Below are 16,522 nucleotides of genomic sequence, written 5' to 3'. Positions count from 1 at the left end.
TATAAAATGCAGTTAACGTGTTTTATTATAATCAATACTGCTTTTGTCATTGTAGCGATTGATAATGCAATTAACTTGGACCAATACCCTTGATAGACTTTCTATCACTCCTGTAATGATTGCAACATTACCCTTATACTCCAATTGCTTACCTTTTGAGAGATAAATTTTGTTAATACCTTAAAAATTGATTATCTCCTCGCACTTTTCAAAATTTCACGAAAAGCTCTTTCTCCTTAAAATAAAACCCAAAAGCGCAATTAAAAAATAGCTAAAAATAAGCATTAGCAACGGAAGGACGAGAAATCGCTTTTGAGAGAGCCATAGCAACAGTTTCACCAGATTTTTGAGCCTGCTCACGACTCTGACCACTTTTAGAAGCAAGCGCAATTACATCACGACGCAGCTGCGCAATAAACAACTCCTGCTGTTGAGGGGTCATCTTAGAAAGATGCTTGATAATATCTGGAAAAGATACGGATAATCTCTCTAACAACTCCTCCTCTGTTACATCAAGCTGCTGAGAAGAAAAAGAAGAGCGACCGGAAAAAAACTGATAAACAGCACTACTTTGAGAAGCAAAAAAGACAGCGCCAGAAATAAAAAATACAAATAAAATAAAAATAATACGATGTGAAAAAGATCCCATTATCTCTTACCTAAAGATCACAGAATACAAACATAGCTTCCTTTTATGATTCTTCTTATAACATGCAACAATGCCTCAATAAAGAAAAATCAAATTATTAAAAATGAATACGCTAACACTATCCGCCCAATAAGACTCGCCCCTCTATGTATTTAGGTACTATAGGCGAAACAATAACAGATCTTACACTCCCCCCCTAATAACACCTTACATTTCCTAAAATAATTACAAAAAGCCTGACTGAGGAAATCCTCAGTCAGGCCAGACAATCTAGGGGATCCACGCGGGGGGGGGGGGAGGAGGTTCCCCGATTGTCCTCTTACATCAACCACTAAGATAGCCGATGCAATATTCTTGCTATGGAATAAAATTCTTTAAACAACAAGAAATTCTTATCATCTTCTACGCAAAAAAACATAAAAGAATTATAAATTATTTAAAAATGTTTAAATTTAGGCAAAAAAAGTTTAAAATGACCCAATTTGAAGCAATTTTATTTCAATAAGCATCAATTAGAATCTACGATCATTATAACTTTTAAATAGTTTCTTTCATAACTCTGATGATCATATTAAAAAACCGTAATTTCTACGTATCCACCCTATAAAAATCAAACTACGTAAAAGTAGAATCACTTTTCCAACAGCAATCACCACAAAAAGAAAAACGTAGATTTTTAAAATCTTACACAAATAACCGTAAAAAATGGAAAACATCTTCTTGCAAGAAAGCTATGAATTATTTAAATAAAACAATAAATTAGAGAAAATAAAATCTTATCTATCTTTATAAAAAAATTTCTGTAAATGATCATTAAAATATTGTTACATCCCTCATGTAACAATCAATGAGGAACTTAAACAGCTTAATCTTATGAGAAAATGAGAACTCTGAAGGTATTTTTTTCGAATCACGCCCCATCGTCATTCCAAATAACGATAAACCATTTTACAATAACCAACAGTCTCTAACGCATTTTAACATAACAAACCGAAATCAATGCAGACATTTTCTCTTAATCTCTATCATTTAAATGATCCCGTAAAATAATACACACAGTAGTTTCTATGCTCAAAAATTTTTATATTCTGTTCTTCTAACGTAAACAATTCATTAATTTACAATCACAACTCATCATTTTACAATTTACATGAGAAACCTCAAGAACGTAAGATTCCCATATTTTCAATCTTCGTCTATTGAATTAATGAATAGCCATACTATCGCACATCACAAACAAGAAGAAGCATATGGATAAAAAACATAAAACGATGATGCCGGCTTACAACTTTTACTTAAACTAAAGACGATGGTGCCCTCTCAATTTTACGCTATAACCACGGACTGCGTCATAAGATGAGCGGCAAACATAAAAAGAAAGAAAATACTTTTGGCAAAAACAATGGACTTATTTAATAATCTTCATAACTTCTCATGATAAAGAGATACGAAACTTTAGTGTAATATCACGCTTTTCTTTCCTACTTTCAGCCACAAACTATCCATAGATCATCGCCGATCTTATTTTATGAATATAATGCATTGTCTTACCCTTTTACTTTTTCGTCTTTTTAGAGCATCTTTTTGCACCCCTCACTAAAAGTTCCAAGGTACTCCTTATCTAAAAACCTGTTTTAAAGAGATATTTTAAGATCTATTGGGCACCACCATCTCTGATATTTATAAAGGTATGAGCCTTCACTATGATTATATTGTGCGGCATTATATCATATTGCAGCCGCTCTCACATTTAGAAAATGTATTTTCTTTTACAAACGGTATCATTAAGATAAATACCTTCTTTTGTAGCAGACAAACAGACTCTTTCGGATTCTGAAACAGGAAATTTGAAATGAAACAACATTCCTGTATTTAAACCTCTTATTGAGTCTAAAAAAATCAATGATCTTTTAAAATCAATATATTGGCTAATAAAATATAATATCAAGACACCTTAAATAATGATCCTCGTAGGCTTAACTCTATAGAAGGTGCTTCATTATACAGCCTACACGCCGCTATAAAACACCAATACTTCCATATAAAAACATAATACAAATGTAAAAAACAATAGCTCATCAATGATTGAATAAAGTTTTATCTCTACGCTATTCCTTGAGAAAAATCAGAGTATAAAGCACGTTAACAAACGCGATTTATGCAAAATCTACTTGTTTATCTTTGATATCGTCAACCAATAAACGCGGATCATGAGCAAGCCAAAGCGTAGCAATCCCCTCCTCACTGTTTTCATTTTGTATAGGAGTAAGACAAACCGTTTGTTCTAGAACAAGTCCCGCATTTTTAAGCCATTGTTCTATTTGTAAAGCCGAAAATCCAAAACGCATATGCACTTGATCAGAATATGAAGACTCAATTTCATGATAACCAAAATCCACAATCAATAAACGGCCATGAGGACGCAAAACACTTGATATCTCATGAAGGAATATTTCAGGATTTTCAAGAAAATGTAAAACCCAATGAAGAATAACTAAATCAAAAGTTGTATCTCCAACAGACAAGTGAAAAACATTGCTATCAAGCACAACTTGAACCGCATGCGTATAAAGATTAGAAAACAATTTTAAGATAGAGTCTCCACCTCTTCCAATATTCAGCATCGTCTGAAATGGTTTATCGCCAATGATTTCAAGTAAAGAGTTTTCTACACGATGATCTGCCATATAGGATGACCGTAATACATCCCGTTGCAACGCATTTTGTAAGAAATGCTTCTTCCTCGTTTTTTGACGCTGCTTTTTAACATCCTTCAAACGTTCTAAATCATGCGCTAACAACACATCATTCTTTGGCAAAGCCGAAAGAATACCCATCACAATGTCTTTACCCCAAAAATCATGACAAAGCTTAAAATAAAGGCTATCCCCCTTCTGATAACGCTCAATCAATCGTGCTTCGTACAATAAACGTAAATATCGTGATATACACGCTTGCGACTGATCAAGAATAAAAATAAAATCAGGAATTGTTAAATCTTCATGATGTAAGAGCCTAAGAACACGTAAATGGCTTACTTCTGCGACCGCTTTCAGCAGCACAATCATTGCATCTAAACTTGCACTTTTTTTCATAATTATCCCCTAAACATTCCTATAAACATTTGTTTATAGGAAAAAAAGTCAAGCATACAACGCATATTCTCATCTATTTTGTTCTCTCTATTTTATCATACTATGAAAAAAATAGGCTAATGTAAAAAACAAACAGATCTTATCTCCCTGCTTCTCGTTATAATGAGAATACATTGATTTATAATAATAATTCATTTTTAACTTGAATAAAAAACCGTAATACCGTAGATTTTCCTCATTTCAAATCTATTCATGATAAATCAATCCAAATCATTCTCTTACAGCTCATAAACGGAGGGGACAGATGGATAAAAATGCCTTTTATGCCCACCTCAAAACAAGAACTGCATACTATTGAGAAAAAATAACATGATAATGCCAGCTTGCATTTTTATTAAGTAAAGATGATAATGCTCAATGACCAAGGCATTTGTAGAAGTAATACTATACGCTTCATCCCCTCCTTTTCATTGCAGTTTTACAAAAAATAACCCTATTTAGGTCATAATTTCATAAAGTGTCTCTTACTCTTTTCAATGAATAAAAACTCCCACAGAGTACACACACACTTTATTTATGAAATAACAAACGCAATAAAATACACTATTATTCTAACAAAGTTGCGATAAGATAAAAAATTCTAGCGTGTAAGAGGTTTATAATTTGCATGCTTAGGATTAAGAGATTCCGCCCCAAGACGACGAACTTTATCAGCCTCATATTCAGCAAAATTACCTTCAAACCATTCTACATGACCATCACCTTCAAAGGCTAAAATATGTGTTGCCAATCGATCAAGAAACATACGATCATGCGATATGATAACTGCACAACCAGCGAAATTTTCCAATGCATCTTCCAATGCACCCAATGTTTCAGTATCAAGATCATTTGTCGGTTCATCAAGAAGAAGCACATTCCCCCCCTCTTTTAGAAGTTTCGCCAAATGTACGCGATTGCGCTGCCCTCCTGATAAATTTGCCACCTTCTGCTGCTGATCTGCCCCCTTGAAATTAAAAGCCCCGCAATAAGCGCGGCTATTCATCTCATATTTGCCTAATTTAATAATGTCATTTCCACCAGAAATTTCCTCCCAAACAGTTTTATCCCCCACCAAGGAATCGCGACTCTGATCCACATAACTCATGTGAACTGTTTCACCGATACGTATCTGACCTGAATCGGGCTTTTCCTGTCCCGTCAACATTTTAAACAAGGTCGACTTTCCCATACCATTGGCCCCAATAACGCCGACAATGCCACCAGCAGGAAGTTTAAAAGAAAGAGAATCAATCAATACACGTTCACCATAAGCTTTAGAGAGATTATCAACCTCAATAACAACTTGTCCTAATCTTTCTCCAATAGGAATAATGATTTGCGCCTCTCCAGGACGGCGCTCACGTGCTGATTGAACCAACTCATCATAAGCCTTAATCCGAGCTTTTGACTTTGCTTGTCGCCCTTTTGGACTAGAAGCAATCCATTCTTGCTCACGTGATAAAGCACGTTGACGCGCTGCCTCTTCACGGCCTTCCTGAGCCAAACGCTTGGCTTTAGCCCCCAAATAAGCAGAATAGTTCCCCTCATAAGGAATACCTCTACCGCGATCTAATTCTAAAATCCAACCCGTTACATTGTCGAGAAAATAACGATCATGGGTTATCAAAAGCACAGCCCCAGGATATTCACGTAGATGCCTCTCAAGCCAAGCCGTCGTTTCAGCATCTAAATGGTTTGTCGGTTCATCCAAAAGTAATAAATCAGGTTTTGACAAAAGCAATTTACAAAGTGCAACACGCCGCTTCTCACCACCCGAAAGTTTTGTTACATCCCCATCGGCTGGCGGACAGCCAAGAGCAGCCATAGCCATTTCCACTTGACTTTCTAAATCCCAAAGATTCTGACTGTCAATAATGTCCTGAAGCTGTGCGCTTTCATCAGCCGTTTCCTCGCTATAATTCATCATCAATTCGTTATAACGCTCAAGAACTTCCTGTTTATCTGCAACACCTTCCATCACATTACCACGCACATCTTTGCTCGCATCAAGCAAAGGTTCTTGTGGTAGATAACCACAGCGTGCTCCTTCAGAAATCCATGCTTCTCCCGTATATTCCTTATCTAGCCCAGCCATAATACGTAAAATAGTTGACTTCCCTGCACCATTCGGCCCTAAAATACCGATCTTCGCATCTGGATAAAAAGACAAATGAATATTTTCTAGAACTTTTTTATTGCCGTAAGACTTGTTAAGCCCAGCCATATGATAGATAAATTGACGTGCCATAAATTTCTCTTTATATTATGCGATATTAAAGATTAGGATTTTGAAAAAACTGCTTTTGCTTTTTGAAACTGTACAGTAAATAGCACTTACGTCGTATCAAAAGCTTTCGCTTTATATTGGTACATTTTTTCTAATCTCACAAGCCCCAGTATGGTCCTGAATGCAAAAAAACATCCCCCTAAAGAGCAAAAAGCAAATCTTTTTAGCTGTACCTGAAACCTGTTATCAAACATTGCCTCTCTTTTCCATACCAGATATAACATTGTATTTTTATCGTATTAAACCGACTTATCAATGTAATATGATACCACAAAGAAAAGCAATTCTCTATGCGCCTTCTTTTCTCGCTTTATGGGCTTTATATTACGCAGTAAAAAATCCTTCTCTTTTTTCATCGATTTTTTGCTACGGAAAGCAATGGACTTCACCCCTTGCCTTGATATGGCTTAAATTACGTTTACAAAACGACCGCCGCCTTATGGGATCTGACGTCCCAAGCCCAATGATCATGAAAGCTTTGCATCAACACGTAGCAACAAATGACTACAGCGCACTTCCCATTGGTACGTGGTTACAATTCGTAAAAAACTATAAAACCAATTGTAAAAACTTATCCATCCCCCTCTTTTGGCTTGATAATTATAAAAATAATATCAATATCCAGCACATCATTTCAAAACTTCAAGACGACATATAGCTTTTTAAAAATACGATAAAAGCTCATCTCGTATAGGAATATATTTATGGAAAAAAAAGCCTTAATCGTCATTGATGTTCAAAATGACTTCTTACTAGGTGGAGCACTTGCCGTACCTCAAGGTGATGCTATTTTACCCGCCGTCAATAATCTCATAAATCATTTTGACCACGTTATCTTAACCCAAGACTGGCATCCCAAAAACCATTGCAGCTTTGCTTCCTGTTATCCTGAAAAAAAGCCCTATGATACAGTCATTCTTGACTATGGTCCTCAAATACTTTGGCCTGATCATTGCATACGAGGAACACAAGGAGCAGAATTCCATCCATCTCTTAGAGCAGAAAAGGCACAACTTATCCTTAGAAAAGGCTATAATCAAAAAATGGATAGCTATTCTGCTTTTCTTGAAAATGATCAAAAAACACCAACAGGTTTACAAGTTTATCTCAAAGAACATGGTTTTACTAAGCTCATTATGTGTGGCTTAGCAACTGATTTTTGTGTCGGATTTTCTGCTCTTCACGCTATACAATGCGGTTTTAAAGTCAGTGTTTCATTAAATGCCTGTGCTGGTATTGATGTAAACGGATCACTAAACACTATGCTTAAAACAATGAACGAAGCCGGTATAGAACTTTTAATGGTCTCTTAAAATATCCTTCTCTAATCTACCATTATAATACACTGATTTATAAAGGATAAATCATTTTGCACATATTTAAGTAAGAGTCCAGAATATCGTAAATTCTCTCATTTCAAACCTGTTTCAAAAACATTCTTTTACACGTTACAAAGAGAATCAATGTATGAATAAATCATTCAAAAAAACAGTAAGAATGCTTCTTATGACCCATTAAATGCAAGAGCTTGTCATAATATTGAAAGCTGGTAAAAAGTATAACATCAGCTTTCTATCTTATATTTAGGTCAAAAAGTATCCTAGAGATTGTACATTATTGGCTTCATGGGTAGTATCATGCAATGAACTCAACTTTAAAAAAACACAAATAAGCAATAAAATAGTATTTTATTTTGCATAAAAGACCTCTTTCTATTCAAAGATATGCGATAAACAAAAGTGTGAAAAAGGAAGAAATCTCCATTACTTAGATACAACATGTTTATCTAATTGACGATGCTTAAAACGAATCGAAGAATATAATGCCATTCCAATAATACAGACTCCCACAAGTCCTGTTAAAACTTCAGGAACCGATATAATCGTTTGCAGATACATAATCACTGCAAGAACTAGAATTGCATAAAAAGCACCATGCTCTAAATAACGATAATGCAATAATGTTCCTGATTCAACCAACATAATTGTCATAGAACGAACGTAAAATGCTCCGATACCAAGACCTATCGCAATAATAAAAAGGTTGTGTGAAAAGGCAAAAGCACCAACCACGCCATCGAAAGAAAAACTAGCATCAAGAACTTCTAAATAAAGAAACGCCCCTACTCCCCCGTGAGCTACTGTTGTTAAAGTCTTTTGAGGAGTATCCAAGAGATGACCGACAACTTCAACACCGATAAAGGTCAAAAGTCCATAAAGTGCTGCCAATAAAAAAGTTATTTTATTTTCTGCATCAATCTGAGCTGAAACAAATAAGATCAAAATCAAAACAATTGCAATATCAATTCCAACAAGCGCCCCAAACTTTTGAGCAGGTCTCTCTATAATATTAAGCCAATGCACTTCTTTTTCAGAATCAAAAAAATATTTTAAGCCAACCATCATAAGGAAAGTTCCTCCAAAAGCAGCAATCCCCATATGCGCATCGGTTAAAACTTCAGCATATCGATGTGGTTCCCATATCGCTAATTTGACTGCCGCAATTGGATTAATCCCAACAGCAACGACAACCACCAATAATGGAAAAACAATTCTCATCCCAAATACAGCTATCAAAATGCCCCATATAAGAAAACGACGACGCCACAATGGACTCATTCTACTAAGAACACGCGCATTGATAATAGAATTATCAAAAGATAAAGAAATTTCCAAAATTCCTAAAACAAAGCAAATAAAAAAATATTTAAGAAAACCAGTAATACTTTCCGTTTCAAACCAACCAATAACCCCTCCTAAAAAGACACCAATAATCGTGAAAAAAAAAGCAAACCCAAAATAGCGTAATAGGGCCATGATCATTCCTCAAAGTTTATTTTCTACTTCATCTAAGCACACCCAGTACCAATCCAAAGTTTGCATCTCTTTAAAGTTGCATCTATTAATGCAGAGGTGTATAGAATATATATGGTAAAGTTACATGAAAATTCTCTCAAAAAAAGCAAGAGACAAATGTAGCAACAAGGAATTTTGTTTTGAAGTGAATATCAATTGTCAATACAATAAGTGCAAGATTGCTTTCTATCTACACAAATAAAAAAAAACAAGAAATTAAAGCTATAATATTGACATTATATCATAGAATATTAATACATAGTGTGCTTTTATTATTTAATGATTTATACCATGATGATTTACCGAGGGAGATAATTCGTGGCACGTCCTGAAACTGAATCAAAAACCATATTTGGAAAACGTTTACGTTATGTACGTCTTGCTTTAGGCGATCCATCACGTGAAACCTTAGCTAAAAGTTTTAGCATGACAAAAAATTCCATTGCTTTTTATGAGCGTGGAGAGAGAGAACCCAATCTTAGTGTCTTACAAACATACCGCACGTTATATGGTGTCAATATTAATTGGCTTTTAACTGGACAAGGAAAAATGTTTGACACCGAATATACAAAAGGTGATTTTGACTGGAATTATTTTATTAAAAAAATCGAAGGACTGGAAGAAACACTTGCCGATAGTGATCGTAGCGAAAAACTAAATCAAGAAAAAATCGACAGTTCTTATGAAAAATTGCAGCAATATTTGTCAAGACAAGGTTTATCAAATGGTTTTAACCCTAAAACTACAACCTCTCTTATCGATATGAAAGCTAAAATGGCCAATTCTTATACCCTTAGCTTATTCATTGATTTACTCATTCGAAGCGTATCCCAAAAAGAGGTTATAGCTAATCAATAAACGTCTATTTCAAAAGAAAAAGCAAGAAATGATTAAACACCAGTATGGAAAAAAGTATTTTTTACTTTATCCATGCTGGTGAAGTTTTATATAATTTATAGACTTTATTTCTGTAACGACAGAAAAATATTTGCATTGTAAATGAAAGTATAGTGTCTTTAAATTAAAAAAAATAATTTTATAGTATAAAATTCTCATTCATGTCTTATTGACAATATTTTTTTTCTTGTTAAAAGAATAATAGCTCTCATAGAAATTATTTTTTAAGGTCAGAAAATTTAAGGGGAATATATTGACGACTTCCTAGAGAGACATACATTAATGTTTACAAGTGGATTAGTTAAATATTTATCCTGAAAATTATCAGCTATTTTATGAGGTGGGAAGCATGTATTTTGAGGTGTTTCAAGGAGTTCACAATCAATGGTACTGGCGTTTAATCTCAGGAGATGCACAAAAAATTGCTTTTTCTAGTAAAGGTTATCCAACAAAACAAGATATCCTAATCAATATTGAGCAAATAAAAGAAATTACACATAAGGCTCTTATTAGAGAACTACAGTCCTAACATTCTTTACCATTAAAACAAGCGTTTATTTTGTATAATGGTATGGTAGTTACTTTTGTGACAAATGAAAAGTGATTGATTTGCCCTCAATGAGAGGAAGTTTTTGTATTATTTCTGACACTCACAAAGAACATTCATATTCTTACAGATTATATGTTTATTTTCAATCATACTCAAATCTCTATAGCCTTTATCAAAAAGAAAATCTCTTAAGTTTTGTATTTTTCATAAAAAATAAACGCACATGAAGAGAAGATAAATCATCAATGAGAAATATATTTACTCTACAAGATATTAATATCTTTTACGTTCATATTCCTCTTCTGTATCTGATAATCATAACTGACTTACCCATTTCATCTTCATAAAAAGCAAATATCTCTTTCTTTCTATTATCATGCAATTTTTTATACCTATTAGCTGAAACTATCGTAGCATTTATACCTTACATCTAAAAAGAACGTGCAAAACTGTTTCCAGCAATAATATAAAATTGCTGGATTGTATAGACGCGCTTTTTAATAACTAGCCTACCTATAAACTGGTTTATCATCATAAACTCTTATTTTATGATCAACGACGCTCTGTCTTATAAACTTAAATGTTGTCATAAAATCAGAGTAAACTTGAATATTCTCTTCCAATACAATCTCTCCATCAGCACCATAATTGGCTTCATTAAAGTTTATCTCTCTCGTCATTCCAATCTTCCTAACACATTTCCAAACCCTTTAATGCAAAATATGAATACAATCACTCTTTATCATCTTCAGATTTAAGCATTTTTTTATATTTCTTTTCATTTTTTTCATATTGCTTAATTTGTTTTTTCAGTTTTTCAATTGCTTGGTCGCGTCTTTTAATCACCATACTTTGCTCTCTAATAGCCCTATCTCGTTCTTCAGTCATCTTCATAGTATCTCTTAAAAACTCATGCTTTATTCTTCTAGATTCCTCTTTTAAAATTTTCACTTGACTGCGATAATATAAAGAAAATCGAAATATAACCCCGCTGCACAACAAAACAACAATCATTGCTCCCAATAAAATTTCGTTTACACTCATTTGGATCTCCCTTAATTGTCGCTCAAGTGATCATCTTGACCAATTTGTTTCATCCTCAATCAAAAAAAGAATGCAATAAATCGCATGTTCCAAGTGTGAACAATCACTCTCGGCGTTCTTATTTTCTCCATTAAAGCATTGATAAATGACGCAAACAAATCTCTGAAAGCGGCTAAATCTACACTCACACCAATTATTTGCGACATATTTATTGACACAAAATACAAAAAATAAGGAACGTCAAATAAAACTAACGACGCAATCCAATCATACAAGCCTTGCCCAAATCGTTCCTATCTTCCTTTTTACGCCATGTGGAATGCGGCTATATATAAAAGTTTTTCATTATTACAAAAATCTTCAGTGTCACAAAGCACAGCATTTCTGTAAAATTTTGCCTTCCCACAAATCTTTACATCACCACAAACTAAAGCATCATTATAAACTCGAGCCTTTCTAAAATCACGAGTATCACCACAAAATTCAATACATTGAGCATTCAAAACTTGATCAAAAAAGACCGCATTAGCATAAACATATGCATCTCCACTCATATTCAAATAACGATAAAGTTCTTATTTTTCATAAACATGCGAACTCTTACGAACCACTAAACAACCATATGTTAATGCATTGTTATCAATAACAACATCATTATAAACACAGACTTCATTATAAACCGCAGCATCATAAAAACACATTCATCCCCATAAGGGCATTGATCGAATGTACAATTCTACCAAACAACCACCTTTGTGGATCAGATTACCTTCCTGTTTAATAAAATATCCAAGATCACTTTTTTGATATTTCCCATTTTTTTTACGCATATATACGATATACCATCTGATAGTGATCTAATTTATTACAATAAAGAAGAAATCAGTATTCTTTGTCTATGCAATTTACATTTTTTCTACAGCCATTATCCTATCTCTTAAGGCTCTAAAGCTTCGTTATATTCACACACTACCTCAACGCAGAATTTTTTTTACAAATTCTGATGTTGGGGTATATCTTGATTTATAATGCTGCTACGTATACTATCATAGTGAAATCTCATAAACATACGAGTGTGTATCGCCCTTTCTGGTATACACATTTACTTTTTCACAACCGTGGAACTAAGCAACCATTTTTATTGATTCGAATCTGAAAGTGTATGGGGACATTTTGTTATTAGTTAAAAACAACTCTATATGCTTCCTTAGCGAAGAGCTACACATGGATATTTTCACGCTCCTTGTATCATATATTCTGGATTCGCAACGCAATATTAACGCTATAGCGTAAATATGTAAAGGTCTAAAAATGACAAAGACTGAAAAAGATTGGTTCCAACGCTTAGTTGAATTGATAAAAAGTGACGGACGAACAATGATTGAAATAAGCAGAGCTGCAGGCTGTGGACAAAATTACGTCCAACAAATGATAAATGGAGGCAAGAGACCTTCTGTAGATAAACTCATGGCTATTTTGAATACACTGGGAAATGCTAGTGCCATATATGTAATAACTGGTTTCAACATCTCCGATGAAGACTTAAAACTCATAACTTTGATTTCGTCTGGAGATAAAAAGAAGATTGAAGCCTTAAATGTTCTGTTGAATGAGCAGAATCTGTAGCATTTTCTACTTTATCCAATATCGCTTGCTTTTGAGACGTCGATAAAGACTCCCATTTCACAATAATATCAGATAAAGTTGTTTCAAATTTTTTATCATTCTTCATAGTCATACTCCATGTAGTCACACTATATAACGCTAAAGCGTTCAAAATATATCTCATACCTTAGAAAAAAATATTTGCAATAGGCAGTATGGAAGCAATTGTGTACAAACTTATTTTACAAAATCAGATGAAGTTCTATTAGTCATGTACCATAGTGAAACAGAAAGCATCACACGATCCAGACCTTCTTATGAAAATTGGTATAATCTATCAAAAACGCGAATAATGTTACGCAGATCTTGCGATTCGGACCAATAAAAACTAATGTGAAAATATCCCTGAAGACACTCCTGAACTCTATATAAGAGAACACGAAAAAGCTTTTTTGAAAAAAATACATCACAATTTATTCTACATAGCACCATCTATGTTTTTTTAACAATATTGCAAAGCAAGAATATAACAATGTTATAGGAATAAATTCTTATAAACAGAGCCACACTACCTAAAACTCTGTAACACATTTACAGGTAACCTCTCCTCTAAACGCACCTTGTAAATACTAATATAAGTCTCTATCATAAGCAAAAATGATACTATTAAAAAATAAAACGAATCATCACGCACAATCTTTGTACGTAAATTTTATACAGATTTACAACAAGAGAGAAATCCCCTTATGCAAATGAAGAATTATATTTTCAAAGTATGACTTTGAAGAAGAAGTATACTTTTCCAAAAAAACACCCTCCCTGCCAATAATTTTTCATAAGAGAAAAAACTCATAATAAAGATAAAACTCTCTATACGATCAATACGAGAAAAATGTTAGCAATACAAAAAAGTGCTAGGGTTACCGCAATATTGCCAATTCCTTATCAGAGTAAAATCAAAAAAGACATCTGCTCTTCAATAATAATTCGGATCACATGAAAACTCTATAATTTAAACATTAAGCAAAAAATACACAAAAACAGAAAATGGCATTTTAACAAATTTTCCAATATCATAGAAAACATTTCTTACAGAATAATAAAATGCTTATTACAATAGAATCTGGATGATGCAAAGCGATAGAAACAATCACTCAATTGACTTTTCAAAGAACAATTAATAAAATTCTTTTCAGAAAACACGCCACCGTCACTATGAACAATATTTCTCAAAATATTAAATAGAATTCCTTTCTTGAGAAAAAGAAAATATCAACAAATGTTATCATCGTTGCCCCCATGATACATATGAATGCCCATAGATCACATTCTCTTATACACTAACCTTTCATCACAATGATGCTATTCGAACGTCTAAAAGACATTAACATCACTTAGAAAAAAGCAAATTTACACTAAATGTTTTTTGAGCCATTTGTTCTGAAAAGGTACAATCTTTAAAATTGGTTTTATTGAGGTCTGTTTATTTGCAGAACAAGTATAAATAAACTTATCCAATGAAGCTTTTAGCCTTCTATTTTATGAAGAACACCATATAGAAAAAGTACAAAACAGTATATGAATTAAGAAAGTAAATAGCGACCCATATCAGTTAATCCAAATGCTAAAAGGTTGCAAATGAGAGAACTTCTTTGATGAGACTAAGAAAACATACCATCATATTAAAGCGACTGAGAGAAAAAACTGCAACAAACAACGACCAAAAGCTTCTAACACAAACAGGAAAATAAATAAAAAACGAAAAAGGTAGAATCTCAAAACTTTTATATAAGCGATCCATTTTTCTATTGTACATTTCCCTATTGGTGGGCCCGGAGGGACTCGAACCCCCAACCAAGCGGTTATGAGCCGCTGGCTCTAACCAATTGAGCTACAGGCCCTAAATAGGTTGTTTCTCTCTAAACTAAAATGCCCTATGATACAAGAGCTGACAAAGATTATAACCCATCTTTTTCTCTTTTCTATTGGTTTTTTTTTCAGTGCTCTAATTTCTTTACAAAAACTCTTAAAAATGAGAGAATAATTAACTGACAAATATAAAGGTATAGATATGATAGAAAAGAAAATTCAACCACTGAAGAGTTCTCGGGTTAAAACAGTTATATTAGCATTTACACTCTTAGCCACATCGTTGACTGTACGTGCTTATGCTGAAGAAAATAAAATGAAAAATGCAACGATTACAGTGACAGCAATCGGAGAAAGTCAAGCAACACCGGATATGGCCATTATTAATCTAGCCGTTGTTACCTATGACAAAACTGCCCAAAAGGCATTAGCTTCCAATAATCAATCCATCAATGATATTATAAACGCTTTTAAAAACAATGGCATCCAAGCAAATGATTTGCAAACATCAGGCTTATCCATTTATCAGTCGACCTCTGATAAACACCACGAAAAAAAGAATAATGAAAAACTCTATCATGTTTCAAATTCTTTAACCGTGCGCATTCGTGATCTTACCAATGCTGGTAAAATCTTTGATCAAGCGATGACACTAGGTGTTAATTCAGTTAACGGCATTACTTTTACCAACGCAGATACAAAGCCATTTTATCAAGCAGCACGTAAAAAAGCCATTACTGAAGCCATTGAAAAAGCGCAAACGATAGCGCAAGCAGCCGATTTAAAATTAGGAAAAATTATTGAAATCAATGAAAAGGATGATTACTATCACCCAACACCACGTCTCATGAGTAGAGCAGCAGATGTAAGCTACGCAAATACAAATTTTGCAGGTGGTGAATTAAATTATAACGTGAGCGTCACTGTAGTCTTTGCGATCGATTAAGTCACAAACAAGTTGTATAAAAAATCATATTACTGGCCTTCACGTAGAAGACCAGTAATGTGATAAAGATAATCTTCCTCAGATAATAATTCGTCTTCGTAAATCTCTATTTGTCCGCGTGCAGAAATATGCGCTGTATGTACCGTCTGACAATCCCCTGATACCAATGGATGCCACCAATGAAGATCTTTTCCCTCATAAATTAATCTATAAGCACAACTTTCTGGGAGCCAACGCACTGTTTTAACTGTCGTAATATCTAGCGATATACAATCTGGTACAATTGATTTACGATGAGCATAATCTCGACACCTGCAGGTTTCCCCATCTAAAAGACGACAAGCAATACTGGTTGCATAAAGGTCACCCGTATCATCGTCCTCAACTTTATGGAGACAACAACAGCCACAGCCATCACAAAGGCTCTCCCACTCAGAAATGGAAATCTCTTCTAATTTTTTTACTTTCCAAAAGGGAAGTTCTCCACTCATAAACTCAGACACACCTTTTTTAATTAAGACGATCTATAAAAAATGAAACGTTTAATTTCTATAATTTTATCTATTTCTGTCTCTTAAAAAGATTCAACTTAATGTATACTTTAAACCATGTTCTTAAAAGCTATCTGAATAAAAAGAGAATATTCAAAAATAGCGCATATAAATGAACATAACCTATTGAAA

Annotated in this window: 16 protein-coding genes and 1 tRNA gene; 6 read left to right on the top strand and 11 right to left on the bottom strand. The window is 33.7% G+C overall.

Features of this window, described 5'->3' with window-relative positions; genetic code table 11:
• Nucleotides 1–271: 271 nt before the first annotated feature.
• The 3 genes from ACFIQE_RS02865 to ettA form a co-directional block, all read right to left on the bottom strand.
• The gene (locus ACFIQE_RS02865; RefSeq protein ID WP_375613361.1) at nt 272–649 is read right to left on the bottom strand and encodes a hypothetical protein; all 378 of its coding nucleotides are present in this window, start codon (nt 647–649) and stop codon (nt 272–274) included.
• 2,156 nt (nt 650–2,805) lie between these two features.
• Nucleotides 2,806–3,744, bottom strand: coding sequence for an ArsR/SmtB family transcription factor (locus tag ACFIQE_RS02860; protein ID WP_375621373.1), 939 nt, complete (start codon nt 3,742–3,744; stop codon nt 2,806–2,808).
• A 640-nt stretch (nt 3,745–4,384) separates the two neighbouring features.
• Entirely contained in the window at nt 4,385–6,034 is a 1,650-nt protein-coding gene (ettA, locus tag ACFIQE_RS02855; protein WP_375611983.1) for an energy-dependent translational throttle protein EttA, read from the bottom strand.
• Between the two features lie 160 nt (nt 6,035–6,194).
• Here ettA and ACFIQE_RS02850 point away from each other — a divergent pair, with 160 nt between their 5' ends.
• Together ACFIQE_RS02850 and pncA are read left to right on the top strand one after the other, a co-directional pair.
• Entirely contained in the window at nt 6,195–6,731 is a 537-nt protein-coding gene (locus ACFIQE_RS02850; RefSeq protein ID WP_375611982.1) for a hypothetical protein, read from the top strand.
• A gap of 46 nt (nt 6,732–6,777) precedes the next feature.
• Nucleotides 6,778–7,386 carry a bifunctional nicotinamidase/pyrazinamidase gene (gene pncA / locus ACFIQE_RS02845; RefSeq protein WP_375621374.1) on the top strand — a complete coding sequence of 203 codons (609 nt, stop codon included), beginning with the start codon at nt 6,778–6,780 and terminating at the stop codon, nt 7,384–7,386.
• A gap of 450 nt (nt 7,387–7,836) precedes the next feature.
• On the opposite strand, the gene ACFIQE_RS02840 is transcribed toward pncA, so the two are convergent.
• Nucleotides 7,837–8,889, bottom strand: a complete 1,053-nt coding sequence (locus ACFIQE_RS02840) for a DUF475 domain-containing protein (protein ID WP_375621375.1) — start codon at nt 8,887–8,889, stop codon at nt 7,837–7,839.
• A 357-nt stretch (nt 8,890–9,246) separates the two neighbouring features.
• Between ACFIQE_RS02840 and ACFIQE_RS02835 the strand changes: the two genes are divergently transcribed.
• Both ACFIQE_RS02835 and ACFIQE_RS02830 read left to right on the top strand, forming a co-directional pair.
• Nucleotides 9,247–9,786 (top strand): helix-turn-helix domain-containing protein, encoded by a 540-nt coding sequence (locus ACFIQE_RS02835; protein ID WP_375621376.1) that lies wholly within the window; start codon nt 9,247–9,249, stop codon nt 9,784–9,786.
• 388 nt (nt 9,787–10,174) lie between these two features.
• On the top strand, nt 10,175–10,354 hold the full coding sequence (locus ACFIQE_RS02830; RefSeq protein WP_142416545.1) for a DUF1508 domain-containing protein: 180 nt from the start codon (nt 10,175–10,177) through the stop codon (nt 10,352–10,354).
• Nucleotides 10,355–10,884: 530 nt separating this feature from the next.
• On the opposite strand, the gene ACFIQE_RS02825 is transcribed toward ACFIQE_RS02830, so the two are convergent.
• The 4 genes from ACFIQE_RS02825 to ACFIQE_RS02810 form a co-directional block, all read right to left on the bottom strand.
• Entirely contained in the window at nt 10,885–11,055 is a 171-nt protein-coding gene (locus tag ACFIQE_RS02825) for a hypothetical protein (protein WP_375621377.1), read from the bottom strand.
• Nucleotides 11,056–11,107: 52 nt separating this feature from the next.
• Complete coding sequence (locus tag ACFIQE_RS02820) at nt 11,108–11,419, bottom strand: hypothetical protein (RefSeq protein WP_375611977.1); 312 nt, start codon at nt 11,417–11,419, stop codon at nt 11,108–11,110.
• Nucleotides 11,420–11,724: 305 nt separating this feature from the next.
• The gene (locus tag ACFIQE_RS02815; protein WP_375629965.1) at nt 11,725–11,979 is read right to left on the bottom strand and encodes a hypothetical protein; all 255 of its coding nucleotides are present in this window, start codon (nt 11,977–11,979) and stop codon (nt 11,725–11,727) included.
• A gap of 15 nt (nt 11,980–11,994) precedes the next feature.
• Complete coding sequence (locus tag ACFIQE_RS02810) at nt 11,995–12,120, bottom strand: hypothetical protein (protein ID WP_375611975.1); 126 nt, start codon at nt 12,118–12,120, stop codon at nt 11,995–11,997.
• 610 nt (nt 12,121–12,730) lie between these two features.
• On the opposite strand from ACFIQE_RS02810, the gene ACFIQE_RS02805 reads away from it, so the two are divergent.
• Nucleotides 12,731–13,045 (top strand): helix-turn-helix domain-containing protein, encoded by a 315-nt coding sequence (locus ACFIQE_RS02805; protein ID WP_007347852.1) that lies wholly within the window; start codon nt 12,731–12,733, stop codon nt 13,043–13,045.
• Here the strand turns inward: ACFIQE_RS02805 and ACFIQE_RS02800 are convergent.
• Nucleotides 12,969–13,151, bottom strand: a complete 183-nt coding sequence (locus tag ACFIQE_RS02800) for a hypothetical protein (RefSeq protein ID WP_375611974.1) — start codon at nt 13,149–13,151, stop codon at nt 12,969–12,971. The two genes, ACFIQE_RS02805 and ACFIQE_RS02800, sit on opposite strands and share 77 nt — an antisense overlap.
• Before the next feature lie 1,697 nt (nt 13,152–14,848).
• A tRNA-Ile gene (locus ACFIQE_RS02795) sits at nt 14,849–14,925 on the bottom strand.
• A gap of 170 nt (nt 14,926–15,095) precedes the next feature.
• On the opposite strand from ACFIQE_RS02795, the gene ACFIQE_RS02790 reads away from it, so the two are divergent.
• Nucleotides 15,096–15,839 (top strand): SIMPL domain-containing protein, encoded by a 744-nt coding sequence (locus ACFIQE_RS02790; RefSeq protein WP_375621378.1) that lies wholly within the window; start codon nt 15,096–15,098, stop codon nt 15,837–15,839.
• 29 nt (nt 15,840–15,868) lie between these two features.
• On the opposite strand, the gene ACFIQE_RS02785 is transcribed toward ACFIQE_RS02790, so the two are convergent.
• Nucleotides 15,869–16,330 (bottom strand): YcgN family cysteine cluster protein, encoded by a 462-nt coding sequence (locus ACFIQE_RS02785; protein ID WP_375621379.1) that lies wholly within the window; start codon nt 16,328–16,330, stop codon nt 15,869–15,871.
• Nucleotides 16,331–16,522: the final 192 nt, after the last annotated feature.

This window comes from Bartonella sp. AA1HLJMS (genome assembly GCF_042197445.1).
GTDB lineage: Bacteria > Pseudomonadota > Alphaproteobacteria > Rhizobiales > Rhizobiaceae > Bartonella.
The sequence above is the reverse complement of the archived record's forward strand: the minus strand, read 5'-3'. Positions and strand labels throughout refer to the sequence as shown.